The organism is Streptomyces sp. NPDC050548 (assembly GCF_044457385.1).
Classification (GTDB): domain Bacteria; phylum Actinomycetota; class Actinomycetes; order Streptomycetales; family Streptomycetaceae; genus Streptomyces.
This window is the reverse complement of the sequence record NZ_JBITGV010000002.1, coordinates 523,603-540,198: the sequence shown is the minus strand read 5'-3', so window position 1 is coordinate 540,198 and position 16,596 is coordinate 523,603. Positions and strand designations below refer to the sequence as shown.

General features: G+C 71.2%; 17 protein-coding genes and 1 riboswitch. Of the genes, 7 read left to right on the top strand and 10 right to left on the bottom strand.

Translation table 11 applies throughout. The features are described 5' to 3' along the window. Positions 1 to 2: 2 nt before the first annotated feature. Both ACIBJH_RS08310 and ACIBJH_RS08305 read right to left on the bottom strand, forming a co-directional pair. Positions 3 to 761, bottom strand: coding sequence for a type 1 glutamine amidotransferase domain-containing protein (locus ACIBJH_RS08310; protein WP_399116041.1), 759 nt, complete (start codon positions 759 to 761; stop codon positions 3 to 5). A gap of 278 nt (positions 762 to 1,039) precedes the next feature. Beyond that, complete coding sequence (locus ACIBJH_RS08305) at positions 1,040 to 2,218, bottom strand: MalY/PatB family protein (protein ID WP_399116040.1); 1,179 nt, start codon at positions 2,216 to 2,218, stop codon at positions 1,040 to 1,042. 222 nt (positions 2,219 to 2,440) lie between these two features. Here ACIBJH_RS08305 and ACIBJH_RS08300 point away from each other — a divergent pair, with 222 nt between their 5' ends. After that, positions 2,441 to 3,808, top strand: a complete 1,368-nt coding sequence (locus ACIBJH_RS08300) for a S1 family peptidase (RefSeq protein WP_399116039.1) — start codon at positions 2,441 to 2,443, stop codon at positions 3,806 to 3,808. Between the two features lie 149 nt (positions 3,809 to 3,957). On the opposite strand, the gene ACIBJH_RS08295 is transcribed toward ACIBJH_RS08300, so the two are convergent. Next, the gene (locus ACIBJH_RS08295; protein WP_019067850.1) at positions 3,958 to 4,143 is read right to left on the bottom strand and encodes a hypothetical protein; all 186 of its coding nucleotides are present in this window, start codon (positions 4,141 to 4,143) and stop codon (positions 3,958 to 3,960) included. Positions 4,144 to 4,341: 198 nt separating this feature from the next. Between ACIBJH_RS08295 and ACIBJH_RS08290 the strand changes: the two genes are divergently transcribed. Beyond that, complete coding sequence (locus ACIBJH_RS08290; protein ID WP_399116038.1) at positions 4,342 to 5,541, top strand: Gfo/Idh/MocA family protein; 1,200 nt, start codon at positions 4,342 to 4,344, stop codon at positions 5,539 to 5,541. A gap of 32 nt (positions 5,542 to 5,573) precedes the next feature. Here ACIBJH_RS08290 and ACIBJH_RS08285 read toward each other — a convergent pair whose 3' ends face one another. Beyond that, on the bottom strand, positions 5,574 to 6,272 hold the full coding sequence (locus ACIBJH_RS08285; RefSeq protein ID WP_399116037.1) for a L,D-transpeptidase family protein: 699 nt from the start codon (positions 6,270 to 6,272) through the stop codon (positions 5,574 to 5,576). A gap of 79 nt (positions 6,273 to 6,351) precedes the next feature. Continuing rightward, positions 6,352 to 6,984: a maleylpyruvate isomerase family mycothiol-dependent enzyme gene (locus ACIBJH_RS08280; protein WP_399116036.1), complete on the bottom strand. Its 633-nt coding sequence runs from the start codon at positions 6,982 to 6,984 to the stop codon at positions 6,352 to 6,354. A gap of 70 nt (positions 6,985 to 7,054) precedes the next feature. Between ACIBJH_RS08280 and ACIBJH_RS08275 the strand changes: the two genes are divergently transcribed. Next, positions 7,055 to 7,975: a LysR family transcriptional regulator gene (locus ACIBJH_RS08275; RefSeq protein ID WP_399116035.1), complete on the top strand. Its 921-nt coding sequence runs from the start codon at positions 7,055 to 7,057 to the stop codon at positions 7,973 to 7,975. A gap of 72 nt (positions 7,976 to 8,047) precedes the next feature. Beyond that, entirely contained in the window at positions 8,048 to 9,436 is a 1,389-nt protein-coding gene (locus ACIBJH_RS08270) for a pyridoxal phosphate-dependent decarboxylase family protein (protein WP_399116034.1), read from the top strand. On the opposite strand, the gene ACIBJH_RS08265 is transcribed toward ACIBJH_RS08270, so the two are convergent. Continuing rightward, positions 9,422 to 10,213: an SDR family NAD(P)-dependent oxidoreductase gene (locus ACIBJH_RS08265; RefSeq protein ID WP_399116033.1), complete on the bottom strand. Its 792-nt coding sequence runs from the start codon at positions 10,211 to 10,213 to the stop codon at positions 9,422 to 9,424. The genes ACIBJH_RS08270 and ACIBJH_RS08265 overlap by 15 nt on opposite strands. Before the next feature lie 50 nt (positions 10,214 to 10,263). On the opposite strand from ACIBJH_RS08265, the gene ACIBJH_RS08260 reads away from it, so the two are divergent. Next, positions 10,264 to 10,791 (top strand): hypothetical protein, encoded by a 528-nt coding sequence (locus tag ACIBJH_RS08260; RefSeq protein ID WP_399116032.1) that lies wholly within the window; start codon positions 10,264 to 10,266, stop codon positions 10,789 to 10,791. 1 nt (position 10,792) lies between these two features. Here the strand turns inward: ACIBJH_RS08260 and ACIBJH_RS08255 are convergent, their stop codons facing one another. The 3 genes from ACIBJH_RS08255 to ACIBJH_RS08245 form a co-directional block, all read right to left on the bottom strand. Beyond that, on the bottom strand, positions 10,793 to 11,707 hold the full coding sequence (locus ACIBJH_RS08255) for an SDR family oxidoreductase (protein WP_399116031.1): 915 nt from the start codon (positions 11,705 to 11,707) through the stop codon (positions 10,793 to 10,795). Positions 11,708 to 11,794: 87 nt separating this feature from the next. Further along, positions 11,795 to 12,424, bottom strand: coding sequence for an MBL fold metallo-hydrolase (locus ACIBJH_RS08250; protein ID WP_399116030.1), 630 nt, complete (start codon positions 12,422 to 12,424; stop codon positions 11,795 to 11,797). Beyond that, positions 12,424 to 13,512 carry an S-(hydroxymethyl)mycothiol dehydrogenase gene (locus ACIBJH_RS08245; protein ID WP_399116029.1) on the bottom strand — a complete coding sequence of 363 codons (1,089 nt, stop codon included), beginning with the start codon at positions 13,510 to 13,512 and terminating at the stop codon, positions 12,424 to 12,426. The genes ACIBJH_RS08250 and ACIBJH_RS08245 overlap by 1 nt, the downstream gene beginning before the upstream one ends. 139 nt (positions 13,513 to 13,651) lie before the next feature. On the opposite strand from ACIBJH_RS08245, the gene ACIBJH_RS08240 reads away from it, so the two are divergent. Continuing rightward, positions 13,652 to 15,406 (top strand): ABC transporter ATP-binding protein, encoded by a 1,755-nt coding sequence (locus ACIBJH_RS08240; RefSeq protein WP_399116028.1) that lies wholly within the window; start codon positions 13,652 to 13,654, stop codon positions 15,404 to 15,406. A gap of 67 nt (positions 15,407 to 15,473) precedes the next feature. Here ACIBJH_RS08240 and ACIBJH_RS08235 read toward each other — a convergent pair whose 3' ends face one another. Continuing rightward, positions 15,474 to 15,767, bottom strand: a complete 294-nt coding sequence (locus tag ACIBJH_RS08235) for a hypothetical protein (protein WP_262058655.1) — start codon at positions 15,765 to 15,767, stop codon at positions 15,474 to 15,476. A gap of 170 nt (positions 15,768 to 15,937) precedes the next feature. On the opposite strand from ACIBJH_RS08235, the gene ACIBJH_RS08230 reads away from it, so the two are divergent. Next, the gene (locus tag ACIBJH_RS08230) at positions 15,938 to 16,303 is read left to right on the top strand and encodes a nuclear transport factor 2 family protein (RefSeq protein ID WP_381238327.1); all 366 of its coding nucleotides are present in this window, start codon (positions 15,938 to 15,940) and stop codon (positions 16,301 to 16,303) included. 192 nt (positions 16,304 to 16,495) lie between these two features. Then, a riboswitch (ZMP/ZTP riboswitch) is annotated at positions 16,496 to 16,580 on the top strand. The last annotated feature ends 16 nt before the right edge of the window (positions 16,581 to 16,596 follow it).

Below are 16,596 nucleotides of genomic sequence, written 5' to 3'. Positions count from 1 at the left end.
GTCTAAGCACCCGAGGGTGCCCGCAGGAGATCGAGATACCGGCGGGCGAAAAGGTACGCGTCTCCGGGCCAGCGCGCCGACAAGTAGCCGCCGTCCTCCACGACGAACGCATGGGTGTCGTCGCTCGCGGTGCCGCGCCGGGTGAGTTCCCTGGGGCCGCGTTCGAACTGGGTGCCCGGGTCGTCGAGAGCGGCCCGCACCTCGTCCTCCACATAGGCCGGGTAGGTGCGGTAGTAGCGGCCGAGACGCCAGGCGGTGGTCAAGTAGGCGGTGCGTTCCATGTATTTGGGCAGACAGGTCGTACGTCGTCCGGCGAGGACGCCGCGACCGGTGGCCGGGTCCTGGGTGCGGGCCAGGACGAGGACACCGTGGCAGATCGCGCCGACCGGGCGGCCGAGGGCCCAGAACTCCCCCACTTTCGCCCGCAGTTGGGCCGACCCGAGGTACTGGCGCATACCGGGTGCGTGGCCGCCGGGCAGCAGCAGGCCGTCGAAGCCGGTCACGTCCACGTCCGCCCAGGCGACCGTGGCGCCGAACTCCGGTGCCTCGGTGAGCTGTTGGTAGAACCGCTTGGGTTCGTCCTCGGCGCCGAGCTGTCCGAAGAGGACGCCGGTCAGCAGCCGGGGGTCGGCGGCAGGCCGGGTGCCGGCCCGCTCGGTGGCGAGGACGACCTCGTGCCCGGCGTCGGTGAGCAGCCGCCAGGGCACGGCGACCTCGGTGACGTCGAAGTCGCGGTCGGGGACCGGCATCAGCACGCGCATGGGCTCATCATGGCAGCGGAGTCGAGTCCTCAGGACATCCCGGCGCCCCTGTCCCGCATGGCCCGGCGGTTCCGCCCCGCGCCTCCCGGCGACAGCGCCCCCGGACAGCTCGGCCGTTCCGTCCGACACGCCCGGCGACTTCGTCCTGCACGCCCCGGCGACTCCGCCTCACGCAGCCGGAGCCTCCACCCCGCACAACCCGGAGGCTCCATCCCACACGGCCCAGCCGCTCTCCCACGCTCCCCGGCCCGGCTCGCCTCGGCGTCGTGGCCGTCCGCTCACCCCAGCGCCGACGCCATCCGCCGTACGGCCTCCGTGAGCACCTCCGGGGACGTCGCCAGATTGAGCCGTGCGTGTCCCGTGCCGCCGGTGCCGAAGTCGGGGCCGGGGCTCAGGGCGACCCGGCCCCGGCGCAGGAAGACGTCCGCCGGATCGTCGCCCAGCCCGAGTTCGCGGCAGTCGAGCCAGGCGAGGTAGGTGGCCTCGGCGGGCCGGTACGCGACGGCGGGCAGATGCTCGGCCAGGAGGTCGGCGACCAGTCGGCGGTTGTCGTCGAGGCCGGTCAGCAGGGCGTCCAGCCAGGCGGTGCCGTCGCGCAGGGCGGCGGTGTGGGCGATGACGCCGACGTGGCTCGGGCCGTGCCCCACCTCCTCGGGCAGCCGGGCCAGGTCGGCGGCGGACGCGGGGCCCGCGACGGCCAGGGCGGCCTTGAGTCCGGCGAGGTTGAAGGCCTTCGACGCCGACATGAGCGACAGCCCGCCTTCCGCGCCCGGCACGGCCAGGTAGGGCACGAAGGCGGCGCCCGCGGCGACGACCGGTGCGTGGATCTCGTCGGCCACGACCCGCACGCCGTACCGCTCGGCGAGGGCGGCGACGGCGGCCAGTTCGGCGGCGGTGTGCACGGTACCGGTCGGGTTGTGCGGGCTGCACAGCAGATACGCGGCCCGCCGCCCGCCCTCGACCGCACGCCGGAACGCGTCCTCCAGGGCCCCGAGGTCGAGGCGCAGGTCCGCGTCCAGCGGCGCTTCCACGACCTGGCGGTCCATGTGGGTCACGAACTGGAAGAACGGCGGATACACGGGCGGGTTCAGCACCACCGGCTCGCCCGGCCCGGTGACCAGCCGGAGCATCTCGACCACGCCGAGCATGACGTCCGGCACGATCCGGGTCCGTTCCACGGCGAGCCCGTCCCAGCCCCACCGTTTCTCGGCGAACGCGGCGAGCGCCTCCGCGTAGGCAGTTCCGGCGGGATAGCCGGTGTCCCCGAGGGCGAGCGCGTCCGTGACCGCGCGGACCACGGCGTCGGCGAGCGGCACGTCCATCTCGGCCACCCACACCGGCAGCACGTCCTCGGGATAGGTGCGCCACTTCATGCTGGTACGGCGGCGAAGGCGGTCGAGGGTGAGCGCGCGCAGGGGATTCGGTTCACCGGCCGCGGCCTGCGGGTTGCTGGTCATGAGGCTCAAGATAGGGGGACGACGGCTCATGGGCGACGGGCCGCGCCGGGCGCCGCCGCGGCCAACTCGGCGGTTCGGAGAGCCTGTTGCGGCCGTCGGCTGAAGCCGATCTTCCAGACGGTGAACGGGAGGGTGCCGGGCCACGTATGGAGGAAGGGCACCTCAACGACCAGAGGGCCTCGCGGTGTTCGGCACCGCACATTCGGGGTTCGGGAGCCAGGCATGAGGCACGCACGACGACGGGTCGTCCGGCGAGTGACACGGTTGACGGCCGTCGGCGGACTCCTGCTGGGAGGTGCCATGGTCACCCAGGCGGCCATGGCGAGTGACACCCCGGCCAGGGACGCCGCCACGCTCAGTGCGCCACAGACGCCCGCGGACAAGGGTTCCGCCCTGGTGGCGAAGCTCGGTTCGGCCCGTACGGCGGGCAGTTGGGTCGACTCCGGCGGCCGTACGGTCGTCGCGGTGACCGACAAGGCGACGGCGGCCGAGGTGACGAAGGCGGGCGCCGAGGCGAAGGTCGTGCCGTACAGCATGAACCAGCTGAAGTCGGCCGCCACCACGCTGAGTTCGGCGCCCAAGATCGCGGGCACCGCGTGGGCGATGGACTACCGGAACAACAAGGTGCTCGTGGAGGGCGACGGCAGTGTCTCCGCCACCAGCTGGGCCGCGATGACGAAGCTCGCGAAGAGCATCGGCGCCTCGGTGGAGATGCAGCGCACGCAGGGCAAGTTCACCACCCGGATCAACGGGGCGCAGCCCATCCTGTCGACCGGCGGCCGTTGCTCGGCGGGCTACAACGTGACCAACGGCCAGACCGATTTCATCCTGACGGCCGGGCACTGCGGCCCGGTCGGCTCCATCTGGTTCGCGGACAACCAGGGCGACCAGCAGCTGGGCAAGACGGTCTCCGACAACTTCCCCGGCAGCGACTTCTCGCTGGTGCAGTACGCGAGCGGTTCGGCGGGCGAGGGTGCGGACGTCGTCGCGATCGGCAACGGCAGCGGGGTGACGATCACCGGCCTGGCCGACGCGGCCGTGGGCGAGAAGGTGTTCCGCAGCGGCAGCACCAGCGGGCTGCACGACGGTGAGGTGACCGCGCTCGACGCGACGGTGAACTATCCCGAGGGCACGGTGACCGGTCTCATCCAGACCACGGTGTGCGCCGAACCGGGCGACAGCGGCGGCCCGTTGTTCTCCAACGGCATCGCGCTCGGGGTGACCTCGGGCGGCAGCGGTGACTGCAAGGCGGGCGGTACGACGTTCTTCCAGCCGCTGACCAAGGCGCTGGCCGCGCTCAACGTCAAGCTGCTGGTGGCGCCGAAGACGGCCGCCTCGCCCGCGCCGTCCGCCTCGGCGGCAGGGAGCGCGGCGGGCACCGGCTCGGTCACGCCCGGGACGTCGGCACCGGCGACGAACACCACGTCGGGCACGACGACCCTGGCGTCCCGGCTCACCGATCCCAAGAACGTGGGGCCGGGTCTGCTGGTGATCGCGGGAAGTCTGATCGCGCTGGTGGCGACACGCTGGATCCGCGCGGAGCAGGACCGCAAGGCCTTCCAGCGGCACTATTCGGCGATGTGGGGCTGATCACGCGGGATCGCGCGGGGAGTTCGTCGCGGGTGATCGTGGGTTGTCGGGTCGGGTCGACGGGGGCTCGACCGGCTGGACCGAGGGTCACGAGGAAGGCCGGGCGACGGGATCCGAACGACAGCTGCGCGTCGGCCGGGCGGCTGCTCTCAGGCCGCCGTGGCCGGCTGGGGAGCCGCGGTGGCCCACTCCATCACCAGCCGCCGGTACTCCTCGCGCTGTTCGACGCTCAGTGTCCCGCCCGACCGGAGCCACAGGGCTCTGATCTCCTCGTTGACCTCGGCTGCCGATCGCTCGGTGGCTGATTCAACACGGGTGGACATGGTGTGAAGCATACGTCGCCGCAGGTGAAGGCGATGTGAGTAATCACGAGCCAATCGGACATATCGGACCGTGTTACTGATCACGTCCATCTGTCAAGCCCCGTAACGCATTTCACACCCTGGCCACACCAGGCGCAGCACCGGTGCGGACGGCCGCGGAATCGTGTTCTCTCGTAAGTGACATATCCCGGCAGAGAAGGACACGCACCTATGACGTTCTCCCTCGGCATCGTCGGAGCAGGCCAGTTCTCCGGTCAGTTCGCCAGGCTGTTCCAGGCCCACCCGGGCGTGAGCGAGGTCTACGTGACCGACCTCCTGCCGGAGCGGGCGGAGCGACTGGCCGCCTCCGAAGGGCTGGCGGGCACCTTTCCCTCGTACGACGCGATGCTGGAGTCGACGGCCGTGGACGCCGTCGCGATCTTCACCCAGCGCTGGACGCACGGCCCGCTGGTCCTCCAGGGACTCGGCGCGGGCAAGCACGTGTACTCGGCGGTCCCGATGGCGATCAGTGCCGAGGAGATCGCGGCGATCATCGACGCGGTCAAAGCGACCGGACTGACGTACATGATGGGTGAGACGAGCCAGTACAACCCGGCGACCGTGCACGCCCGCAACCAGATCGCGGAAGGCGCCTTCGGGCGGATCTTCTACGCCGAGGGCGACTACGTCCACGACATGGATCTGGGGTTCTACGAGGCGTACCAGTACAGCGGCGGCGACAACTGGAAGGCCACCGCCAGCTATCCGCCGCTGCTCTACCCGACGCACTCGGTGGGCGGGGTGCTCGGCGCCTGGCAGACGCACGCGGTGAGCGTGTCCGCGATCGGGGTGGTGGACGAGCGCGGGGACGGGGTCTTCGACCGGGAGGTCAGCCAGTTCGGCAACGACTTCTCCAACGCGACCGCGCTGTTCGAGGTGGCGGGCGGCGGTTCGTTCCGCACGAACGAGTTCCGGCGCGTGGGGTATCCCTCGCAGATCCGGGAGTCGCGTTTCCGGTTCTTCGGCACGGACGCGAGCATGGAGCAGCTCGCCACCGTGGCCTTCTGGCAGGACAAGAAGGGGGTGAAGGACATCAGTGAGCTGCTGGAACCCAAGCCCACCATGTCTCCTGACGATCCGTCACTCCAGCACATCGCGCCGGACCTCCGGGCCGCCTTCACCTCCGGCTCGGCGCCCGTGCACGACCGGTCGCGGCTGCCGCGGGAGTTCGACAACCTGCACAACGGCCATGAGGGCAGCCACCACTTCCTGGCGGACGACTTCGTGACCGCGGTCAACTCCCGCACCCTGCCGTCCGTGAACGCGTGGGTCGCGGCCCGCTACACCCTGCCGGGCATCGTCGCGCACGACTCGGCACGGCAGGGCGGAGCGAGGCTGGAGATCCCGGACTTCGGGGACGCACCCGAGTAACGGCGTTGGTACGCAGGCCGGGTGACTGACCGTCAGGTACCCGGCTTGCGGCCGTAGACGAAGACGTCGTCGCCGTTCTTCAGGAGCGACCAGTACTTCTTGGCGGTGGTCGGAGTCATGTTGACGCAGCCGTGCGAGCCCGGCGGGTTCCACATGCTGAGGCTGACCGAGTGGAAGGCCTGGCCACCGTCGAAGAACTGGCTGTAGGGCATGGGGACGTTGTAGATGTTCGAGACATGGTCGATGTCCCGCCAGTAGATCTTCTTCAGACCGGTGCGGGTCTCGTAGCCGTTGCGGCCGGTGCGCACCGGGACCGGGCCGTAGACGAGCCTGCTGCCGTCCTGGATCCAGCTGATCTGGAGCGTGAGGTTGACGCAGGCGATACGGCCCTTGTTGGTCGGGCACTTGCCGGCCGCGTTGGGCTTGTTGCCCACGGCCTTCTGCTTGTTCATCAGGTCCATCACACCCCAGGTGACGGAGCCCGCGTAGCCGATGTTCGGCGTGATGCCGTGCTTGGTCTGAAAGGCCCGGATGGCCTTGCAGTCGGCGGCGGACTGCTTGCCGTCGACCGGCCGGCCGAGGAACTTCTCCACCTGCTTCTGGTACGGCCCCGCCTGCGTCGTACAGCTCGCCGCCGCCTGCGCCGGGCCGCTGCCCAAAGCGAGCGTGAGCGGCGCCACCAGCCCGGTGATCCCGAGCACTATGGCGCCTCGTCTGCGTATGTCCCCCATGACTTGCCCTTTCCCTTGCCCCGGTACTGCGATCTCAGCCAACTAGACAGGTGCGCAAGGGTAGGGGTTGTAGCGCGGGTCACGCTGCGACGAAACGGTGACATTCCTCGCCATCCAGATGCCCCGGCGGCAGCCTGCGGCCGTACGCGACCAGGAGCAGGTCCTGTGCCCGGCCGCGCAGGGGCGTCCCGGTGCCGAAGGACCAGTCGAGGTCGTCGGCGCAGAGTCGTACGCCGTCGATATCGGTGCCGAAGAGGCGGAACGCCCTGGGGTCGACCGCGTTCAGGACGATACGCAGGCGGTCCTCGGGGACACTGCGGTCCAGGCCGAGCGCGACCGTGATGTCCAGGCCGTGGACGACGTCGTGGCCGAGAGCCGCCGCGATGCCGCCGACGGGCGGTTTCCAGGGGTGGTGGGCGTGCTCGCGGAGGAAACCGGCGAGTTCCCGGTCGGAGTGACCGGCCGCGTCCCGGCGGGCCAGCCGGTCGGTCGTGCGGTGCAGACTGCCGCCCGCCTTGGCCAGCTCCCACAGCACTCTGCCGGTCGGATACCGGAACCCCATCGACAGATGCGCCACGACCTCCCGCACCCGCCATCCCGCGCACAGACTCGGCGCCTCCCACTGCGCGGGCGTCAGGGTTTCCAACAGGTCGGCCAGTTCCCGGCGTTCGGCCGCGATGGCCGTGGTGATGTCGTTCGTCGTGGTCCCCATGTGTCCAGGCTCCCGGCACCCGATCCATAAGTCCAAGAGCGGGTCCGTCTCGCAACTAGCATTGCCGGTTATGGAGTTGAGGCAGCTGCGGTACTTCGTGACGGTCGTCGAGGAGGCCAACTTCACCCGGGCCGCCGAGCGGCTGCATCTCTCGCAGCCCGGGGTGAGCGCGCAGATCCGGCAGCTGGAAAGGGAGTTGGGCCAGCCCCTGCTGGACCGGTCGGGGCGGACGGTGCGGCCGACGGAGGTCGGCGCGGCCGTACTGCCGTACGCGCGGGCCGCTCTCGCGGCCGTCGAGGGGGTGCGGCAGACGGCGGCGGAGTTCGTCGGGCTGTTGCGCGGGCGGGTGGCGATCGGGCTGGTTCCTGGAGCCCTCGGCCATCGCATGGACGTGCCCGCGCTGCTCGCCGACTTCCACGACGCGCATCCCCAGGTGGAGATCACCCTCACCGAGGACACCTCGGACCGGATGCTCACCGCGCTGCGCCACGGGGAGCTGGACATCGCCGTCGCGGGCCTGCCGGACCCCGAGCCGGTGCCCGGCCTCGCGCACCGGATCGTCATCGACGAACCCCTGGTCGCGGCGGTCGCGCCGGGTCATCCGCTGCTCGACGAACACCGCGGCCGTACGTCCGTCCCGCCGACCGCGCTGCGCGGGCACCGGTTGATCAGTCTGCCCCGGGGGACGGGGGTGCGCGGGGTGCTGGACCGGCTGTGCGCGGAGGCGGGTTTCCGGCCCCGTGTGACCTGCGAGGCGGCGGCGCCGGACGCGCTGATGCGGCTCGCGGAACGGGGGCTCGGGGTGGCCGTGGTCCCCTACCCGCAGAGCGCCTCCGGGACGACGGCATCGCGGGCGCTGCGGATGCTCCGGATCGACGATGCCCGGGCACGGGGTCGGGTCGCGGTGGTCTGGCGTACGGACGGCCCGACAGGCCCCGCCGCGCGGGCGTTTCTCGCCGCCTTGCGGGAGAGGTTGCCCGGAGGGGAGTAGTACGGACTATCGGTCCAGTTTCCCCGAAGTGGACCGATACCCGGCCCGCCCCCTCGCCCTACGCTGCCGCCCATGCACAGCACCCTCGCCGACGACCTTGCCCGGCTCCCCGAACTCCTCCAGTCCGCCCGTGACTTCGCCGCCCGTGAGCTGGCCGGTGTGGCCGAGCGGCCGGTCGTGCACCCCGGGAAGGCGCCCGATCGGGACCCGCTGCCGGTCGACGGGACCGGTGCCGAGGGTGCGCTCGCGCGGTTCGCCGAGCGGTGGGCGCCCGGTTTCTCGGGGTCGGCGGGGCCGCGCTACCTCGGGTTCGTGACGGGCGGTGCGACGCCCGCGTCGGTCGCCGGGGACTGGCTGACCAGCGCGTACGACCAGAACGTGTCCGGCGCGGCCGGCTCCTGGGCGGCGGCGCTTGAACGCGAGACGGTCGGCTGGCTGCGCGAGCTGTTCGGACTGGGCGAGGCACACTCCGGGGCCTTCGTGACCGGCGCGACCGTGTCCAACACGGTGGGGCTGGCCGTCGCCCGCGAGTGGCTGGGTGAGAGGAAGGGCGTGAATGTGTCCCGGGACGGCGTCTCCGCGCTCGGCCCGGTGGACGTGCTCTCCGGCAGCCCGCACTCCAGCGTCGGCAAGGCGCTGTCCGTGCTGGGCATCGGCCGGGACCGGCTGCGGCAGGTGCCCGTGCTCGCCGGAAACCGTGAGGCCGTGGACGTGGCCCAACTCGACGCCGCGCTGGCCGAGTTGGAAGGCCGTCCGGCGATCGTCGTGGCCAACGCCGGCACCGTGAACACCGTCGACTTCGACGACCTGCGCGCCATCGCGGCCCTCAAGGAACGGCACGACTTCTGGCTCCACGTGGACGCCGCGTTCGGCGGTTTCGCCGCGCTCTCCCCCGCCCACGCCCACCTCGTCGACGGACTCGACGCGGCGGACTCGGTCTGCGTGGACCTGCACAAGTGGCTCAACGTGCCCTACGACGCGGCCGTCCAGTTCACCCGCCGCCGCGACCTGCAGACCCGCGTGTTCCACAACGCCTCCCCGTACCTCGGCCCGCCGACCGGCGACCCGGACTTCCTCCACCTCACCCCCGAGAACTCCCGCCGGCTGCGCGCCCTCCCGGCCTGGTTCTCCCTCCTGGCCTACGGCCGCGCCGGGCACCGCGAGATCGTCGAACGCAACGTCGCCCTCGCCCACCGCCTAGGCGAGGGCATCGCCGCGCTCCCGGGCCTACGGCTGTCGGCACCGGTCCGGCTGAACGTCGTCTGTTTCACCCTCGCCGACAACCCGACACAGGAGCGGGTGGCCGCGCTCGCGGAGGCCGTCGCCGCGACCGGCGAGGCGTTCCTGACCCCGACGGTGTACGACGGGACGCCCGCGCTGCGCGCCGCGTTCAGCAACTGGCGTACGTCCGAGGCAGATACGGACCGGGTGCTGGCGGCGCTTGCCTCACTGCCGAGCTGAAATGGCCTTCCGGAAGCCGGTGTTGACCGCGGTGAGACCGCCGTCGACATGCAGTGCCGTGCCGGTGATCCAGGAGGCGTCGCGCGAGGCGAGGAACGCGACGGCCGCCGCGATGTCCTCCGGCTCGCCGACCCGGCCGAGCGGATACAGCCCGCGTACCGCGTCCAGATCCTCCTCCCGCCCCTCCCACGCGGAGGTGCGCACGGTGCCCGGCACCACCAGGTTGACCCGCACGCCCCGCTCGGCCGCGTGTCCGGCGAGGGTGCGGGTCAGGGAGGCGAGTCCGGCCTTGGCGGCGCTGTAGGCGTGGTTGCCGAAGTCCTGAATCCCGTTCACGGAACCGATGTTGACGACGGCTCCGCGTCCGGAGGCGGCCAGGTGCGGGAGTGCGGCACGGCAGCAGCGGTACGGCCCGGTGAGCGTGATGTCGATGTCGCGGGCCCACTCGTCGTCCGGTTCGTCCTCGAAGAGCGGGTGGTCGGGGGTGCAGTGGGCCGCGCAGTTGACCAGGACGTCGAGCGCCCCGAACGTCGCCACCGCATGGGCGACAGCGCGCTCCACCGCCTCCCGGTCCCCCACGTCGCAGCCGAACGCCTCGGCCCCGAGCCCGAGTTCACGCAGTCCCGCCGCCGTCTTCTCCGCCTCGGCCGGATCGCCGTCGGTCACCAGCACCCGCGCCCCCTCCTCGGCGAGCCGCCGCGCGACGGCCGCGCCGATGCCGCGGGCCGCACCGGTGACCAGAACTCCGTACCCCTCGAAGCGTCTTGAGTCAGTCATGGTCCCGAACGTACTGCCGTGACGATCAACTCGGCAGATACCGTGCGGACATGAACGCGTTCATACAGCAACTGCCCGCGCTGATCGGTGTGGTGATCGGGGCGCTCGGTTCGTATCTGGCGGTGGTGCGGGGCGACCGGGTCCGGTTCCGGCACGAGCAGGCGGCGCGTTGGGAGGAGCGGCGGCTCGCCGTGTACACCGAGTACGCCCGGACACTGAAGGCATCCGTGACCCTGAACTACCGTGTCGCGTCCCACTTCGGCAACGACCCGCACCCGCATCCGCTGGCTCCCGAGGAGGCGACACCACTCATGGCGGAGGCCGCCGTGGCCAGGGACCCGTCCGGGGAAGCGCTGATCCTGCTGGGGAGCCCGCTGGTGGTGGAGCGGGCTCGGGTATGGGTCGTGGCGGTGATGGAGATGGAGCGGTTCCTGCGCGAAGAGACGCACGATCCGGTCGCCTGGCAGGGCCTGTTGGCCCGGCAGCGGGCCGGTCGTGAGGGCTACAACGCGGCCGTACGGGACGACCTGGCGCTACCGCCGGGCCACTCGGCGCACTGGCCGGTGACCCGGGCGTGACTCACCGATACCCGGTCACATCAGCCGGCTTCCCCAAGTCCTGCACCTCCACCAGATACCGCCACGCGTCCGGCCGACTCCCGTCGAGGTCCGTGAAGCCGTACACCGGGGCGAGCCCGCCGCTGGACAGTGACTGCCCGTTCCAGCGGGCGACTTGGGGATCGGTCGCGAGGGCGGTGACGGCGCGGCCGACGTAGCGCGGGGTTTCCGAGATGGCGAAGTGGGGGACGCGGTCGAGGGCGTCGCGCCAGTTCTCCTCGCGGACGCCGAACTGGTCGAGCATGATCTCCGAGCGCAGCCAGCCCGGGGTGAGCGCCACGGCGGTGGCACCGCGCGGGCCGAGTTCGTGGCCGAGGGCGAAGGCCATGCGCAGGACGGACGACTTGGCGAGGTCGTAGAAGAAGGAGACGCGGTAGGTGTCGCGGTTGTACTCGGCGGTGCCGTCCGTGACTTCGACGACCAGGCCGCCGGGGCGGCGCAGCAGCAGGGGCAGGGCGTGGTGGCTGGTGATCGCGTGTGTCTCGACCGCCAGCCTGAGGAGCCGGAGCCCTTTGTCGAGGTCGTGTTCCCAGACGGGGGTGTCCCAGGCGAAGAGGTGCTCGCCGCCCCAGATGTCGTTGACGAGGAGGTCGAGGCGGCCCTGTTCGTCGTCGATACGGTCGACGAGGGCCCGTACGGCCGTGGGTTCGAGGTGGTCTGTGGGTACGGCGACGCCCCGGCCGCCGGCGGCGGTGACGAGGTCGGCGGTGTACTCGATCGTCTCGGGCCGGTCGTACTCGGAGCGGCGGGCGCGGGTGGTGCGGCCGGTCACGTAGACGGTGGCGCCGGCGGCGCCCAGCTCCACGGCGATCCCGCGTCCCGCCCCGCGTGTCGCCCCCGCGACCAGCGCGACCTTGCCTTCCAGTGGGCCCGGCATGTGCGACCTCCCGTGCTCGTTCGACATGTCTCCTGTCGATCGTGCACGGGAAGCCGGACATCTTCTGTCGGGATTGTGTCCGGGGCGTCAGTGGCCCCGCGCGATCCACTCCTCCAGGTGAGTGGCCTCGGCCCCTACGGTCGTCGAGTCGCCGTGTCCCGTGAGCACCTTCGTCTCCGGCGGGAGGGTCAGGAGGCGGTCGCGGATGGAGTCGATGATGGTCGGGAAGTGGGAGTACGACCGCCCCGTGGCGCCCGGGCCGCCGTGGAAGAGGGTGTCTCCGGTGAAGACGGTGCCGAGTCCGGCGTCGTAGAGGCAGACCGCGCCGGGCGCGTGACCGGGCGTGTGCAGGACCTTCAGGTCGGCGCCCGCGGCCTCGATCACCTGGCCGTCGGCGAGGTGGGCGTCGGGGTCGCGGTCGGGGTGGGTCTGCTTCCACAGGGGCAGGTCGTCGGGGTGTAGCCAGATCGTGGCGCCGGTGCGGTCCGCGAGGGCGGGGGCGGCGTCGATGTGGTCGTTGTGGGCGTGGGTGCAGATGATGGCGGTCAGTCTGCGGTCGCCGATCGCCGCGAGGATGGCGTCGGCGTCATGGGCGGCGTCGATGACGACGACCTCGTGGTCGTCGCCGACGATCCAGACGTTGTTGTCGACGTCCCAGGTGCCGCCGTCGAGCGTGAACTGCCCGGAGGTGACGAGGTGTTCGATGCGCGCGGTCATCAGAGCACCACCACCGAGCGCAGCACGTCGCCGCCGTGCATCCGCTCGAACGCCTTCTCCACCTCGTCGAGTTGGACCGTCTCGGTGACGAACGCGCCGAGATCCAGGCGGCCTTGCTGGTGCAGGTCGACCAGCATCGGGAAGTCGCGGGAGGGCAGACAGTCGCCGTACCAGGACGACTTGAGGGAACCGCCGCGCCCGAAGACGTCCAGGAGCGGGAGTTCGAGCTTCATCTCGGGCGTGGGGACGCCGACGAGGACGACCGTGCCGGCGAGATCACGGCCGTAGAACGCCTGCTTGTACGTCTCGGGGCGGCCGACCGCCTCGATGACGACGTCGGCGCCGAAGCCGCCGGTCAGTTCGCGGATCGCCTCGACGGCGTCGGACGTCTTGGAGTTGACCGTGTGGGTGGCGCCCATCGTGAGGGCCTTCTCCAGCTTGCGGTCGTCGATGTCGACGGCGATGATCCGTGCCGCGCCCGCGAGCCGGGCCCCGGCGATCGCCGCGTCGCCGACCCCGCCGCAGCCGATGACGGCGACGGTGTCACCGCGCCCGACGTTCCCGGTGTTGATCGCCGCGCCGATGCCGGCCATGACCCCGCAGCCGAGGAGACCGGCGACGGCCGGGGAGACGGTCGGGTCGACCTTGGTGCACTGGCCCGCCGCGACCAGCGTCTTGTCGGCGAAGGCGCCGATGCCGAGGGCCGGGGAGAGTTCCTGGCCTGTCGAGGCGAGGGTCATCTTCTGCTTGGCGTTGTGGGTGTTGAAGCAGTACTGCGGCCGGCCGCGCAGACAGGCCCGGCAATTCCCGCACACCGCACGCCAGTTGAGGATCACGAAGTCACCCGGGGCGACATCGGTGACGCCCTCGCCGACCGACTCCACGATCCCCGCTGCCTCGTGCCCCAGCAGGAAGGGGAAGTCGTCGCTGATGCCGCCCTGCTTGTAGTGCAGGTCGGTGTGACAGACCCCGCAGGCCTGTACCTTCACCACGGCCTCACCGGGTCCGGGGTCGGGTACGACGATCGTCTCGACCCGGACCGGTTCGTTCTTTCCCGGCGCGATCACGCCGCGCACTTCCTGCGCCATGGTCCTGAACCCTTTCGTCGATCGTTGTCCCTGCCTGAGACCCTACGCGTGACTGATCGGTAAGGGCACGACGGAGGCTCGACACCGTCGGCGGCGGCCGACGTAGCCTGAACGCTCCCAACGCATCCCAAGGAGCAACGTGAGCATTGCAGGGACTGAGAGCAGACCCCCGGCCTGGCGGCTTCTCCTCGACTACGTACGGCCGCATCGCTGGGCCCTGTTAGCGGGCGCGCTGCTCTCGCTGGTCACCGGGGGGACCGGGCTGCTGCTGCCGCTGGTGGCGCGAGGCCTCATCGACGACCTCTCGCACCACCGGACGATCACCGGGGCGTTGCTCGCGATGTCGGCGCTGGTGGTCGCCAACGCGGCGCTGGGCGCGCTGGGTTCGTATGTTCTGCGGCGCACCGCCGAGTCGGTGGTGCTCGGCGCGCGGCGCTCCCTGTCGTCGTATCTGCTGCGGCTGCGGATCAGCGCGGTGGACCGCAGTGAGCCCGGCGATCTGATGGCCCGCATCACCTCGGACACCACCCTGCTGCGCGAGGTCACCACCGACTCGCTGGTCGGCCTCGGCACCGGCGGCCTCACCCTGGTCGCAACTGTCGTGATGATGGGCCTGGTTGACTCTGTCCTGCTGGGCGTCACCCTCGCCGTGATCGTGGGCGCGGGCACTGTCCTCAGTGTGATCGTGCCGCGCGTCAGGCGGGCCAGCCGGCAGGCGCAGAACGCAGTCGGTGTGATGGGCGCGTCGCTGGAGCGGATCCTCGGCGCGCTGCGCACCGTGAAGGCGTCCGGCGCGGAGTATCGCGAGGAGCGCACCCTGCACGCGGCGGCCGAGGAGTCGTGGCGGCAGAGCGTGCGCGCCGCCAAGTGGACGGCGGCGGCGGGCAACACGGCCGGTCTGTCGATGCAGATCGCGTTCATCACCGTCCTCGCGGTGGGCGGGGCACGGGTGGCGACGGGCGCGATCGACATCGGCACCCTGGTCGCGTTCCTCCTCTACATCTTCTATCTGATGCAGCCGATCCAGCAGGTCGTCAGCGCGATCATGCAGTACCAGACGGGCGCCGCGGCCCTCTCCCGCATCCAGGAAGCACTCCAGCTCCCCGCCGAACCCCCGTCCCCGCCCGCCGAGTTGCCCTCCCCCGGCGCCGAACCCGCGGCCCTCGCCTTCGACGACGTCCGCTTCCGCTACGCCGACGACCTGCCCTACGTCCACCACGGCGTGACGTTCGAGATACCGGCCCAGGGCATGACGGCGTTCGTCGGCCCGTCCGGCGCCGGCAAGACCACCGTGTTCTCCCTCATCGAGCGCTTCTACGATCCCGAGTCCGGCGCCATCACCCTCGACGGCCGGGACCTCGCGGACTGGGAGCTGTCGGGGCTCCGCTCCGCCATCGGCTATGTGGAGCAGGACGCGCCGGTCCTGTCGGGCTCCCTGCGCGACAACCTGCTGCTCGGCAACCCGGACGCGGACGAGGACGCCGTCACCCGCGTGCTGAAGACGACCCGCCTCGACGGCCTGGTCGCCCGGCTCCCGAAGGGCGTCGACACCCTGGTCGGCCACCGCGGCACCCGCCTCTCCGGCGGCGAACGCCAGCGTGTCGCGATCGCCCGCGCCCTACTGCGCCACCCGCGCCTGCTGCTCCTGGACGAGGCGACCTCGCAGCTCGACGCGGTCAACGAGGCGGCCCTGCGCGACACCGTCGCCGATGTGGCCCGTACGACGACGGTCCTGGTCGTCGCGCACCGGCTGTCCACGGTGACGATGGCGGACCGGATCGTCGTCATGGACGCGGGCCGGGTCCGCGCGGTGGGTACGCACCGGGACCTGGTGAGCGCCGATCCGCTGTACGCGGAGCTGGCGGCGACGCAGTTCCTGGCCACGACGGGCTGACCCGCGGCACGACTGAGGGCCGCCCGTTCCCGGACGGCCCTCAGGGTCTGGGTACTGCGCGGTCCGGCTACTCGACGGCGGGGAGGAGGCCCGTGACCGGCGCGGCCATGTCGGTGACCTGGTGCAGCTGCTGGAGGTCGTTGAGGTGGTTCAGCGCCTTCATCTGGTCGGCGACCTTCGGGATCTGCGCCTGGTGCTCGGCGGGGATCTCGCTCACCGCGAGCGAGTCCAGCAGGGCGACCGGGCTGACCTTGCCGTCCTTGAAGGCGGGCGCTTCGGCGGCGTTCGCCATCGGCGCGACGAGGCCGGTGACCCCGACGGCGAGACCAACGGCGGCGGCAATACGTCGTGTTGAGATCATGCTTGCAGCAACGCGGACGGCAGCCGCACGGTCACGGGCGCCGGACGCCGCTCACCCGTCAGGAGGAGTGCGCCTCTGCGTTTGCCGACCCCGGCGTGGCGGAGGAGTCTCGTAGGAGAGGCCCGCTCGGCTCGCTCCTGTTCGGGCCGCGGCCCTCCGAGGAGGTCATCATGGGCACCGCGGCACGCCCCGGCTTCGACACCGAAGCCCTGCGCCGGGGCATCGAAGATCACACAGCGGCGACACTTCTGTCGCTCTACGCCGACGACGCGGAGATCCACGTCGTCGACCACCAGACCCAACCCAGCAACCCCAAGGTCCTGCACGGCCGGGACGAGATCGGCGCCATGCTCGCCGACGTCTACAGCCGCGACATGACGCACAAACTGGAGGAGTGCGTCGTACAGGGCGACCGAGTCGCCTACAGCGAGTCCTGTCAGTACGCCGACGGAACCCGGGTCCTGGCCGAGTCGATGCTCGTGCTGAACGACGGCAAGATCGCCCGGCAGACCATGATCCAGGCATGGGACGGCTAGCGAGGATGGTGCCGAAGGTCCGGGTCACCACCCGGCTGACCTGGACCTTCTCGGCGAGTACAGTGCCCGTCCGCTCCGCTGCGAGGCGACGGCGCGCACCGGTTTCCGCGGCCGGAATGCGCGCGTCCGCCGCGCTGCTGGGTTCGGTGCTGCGGGCGGCCCGGTCCTCTCACCGCAAGAGCGGTTAGGCTGTTCGTGGGTCGTGACTGGCGCTGAGGTGGAGCACCACCGTGGAGCGGCCCACGCGGAGTGAATGCCGTGCGCCTGGGCGATCGGTCAACCAGCTCAGGAGT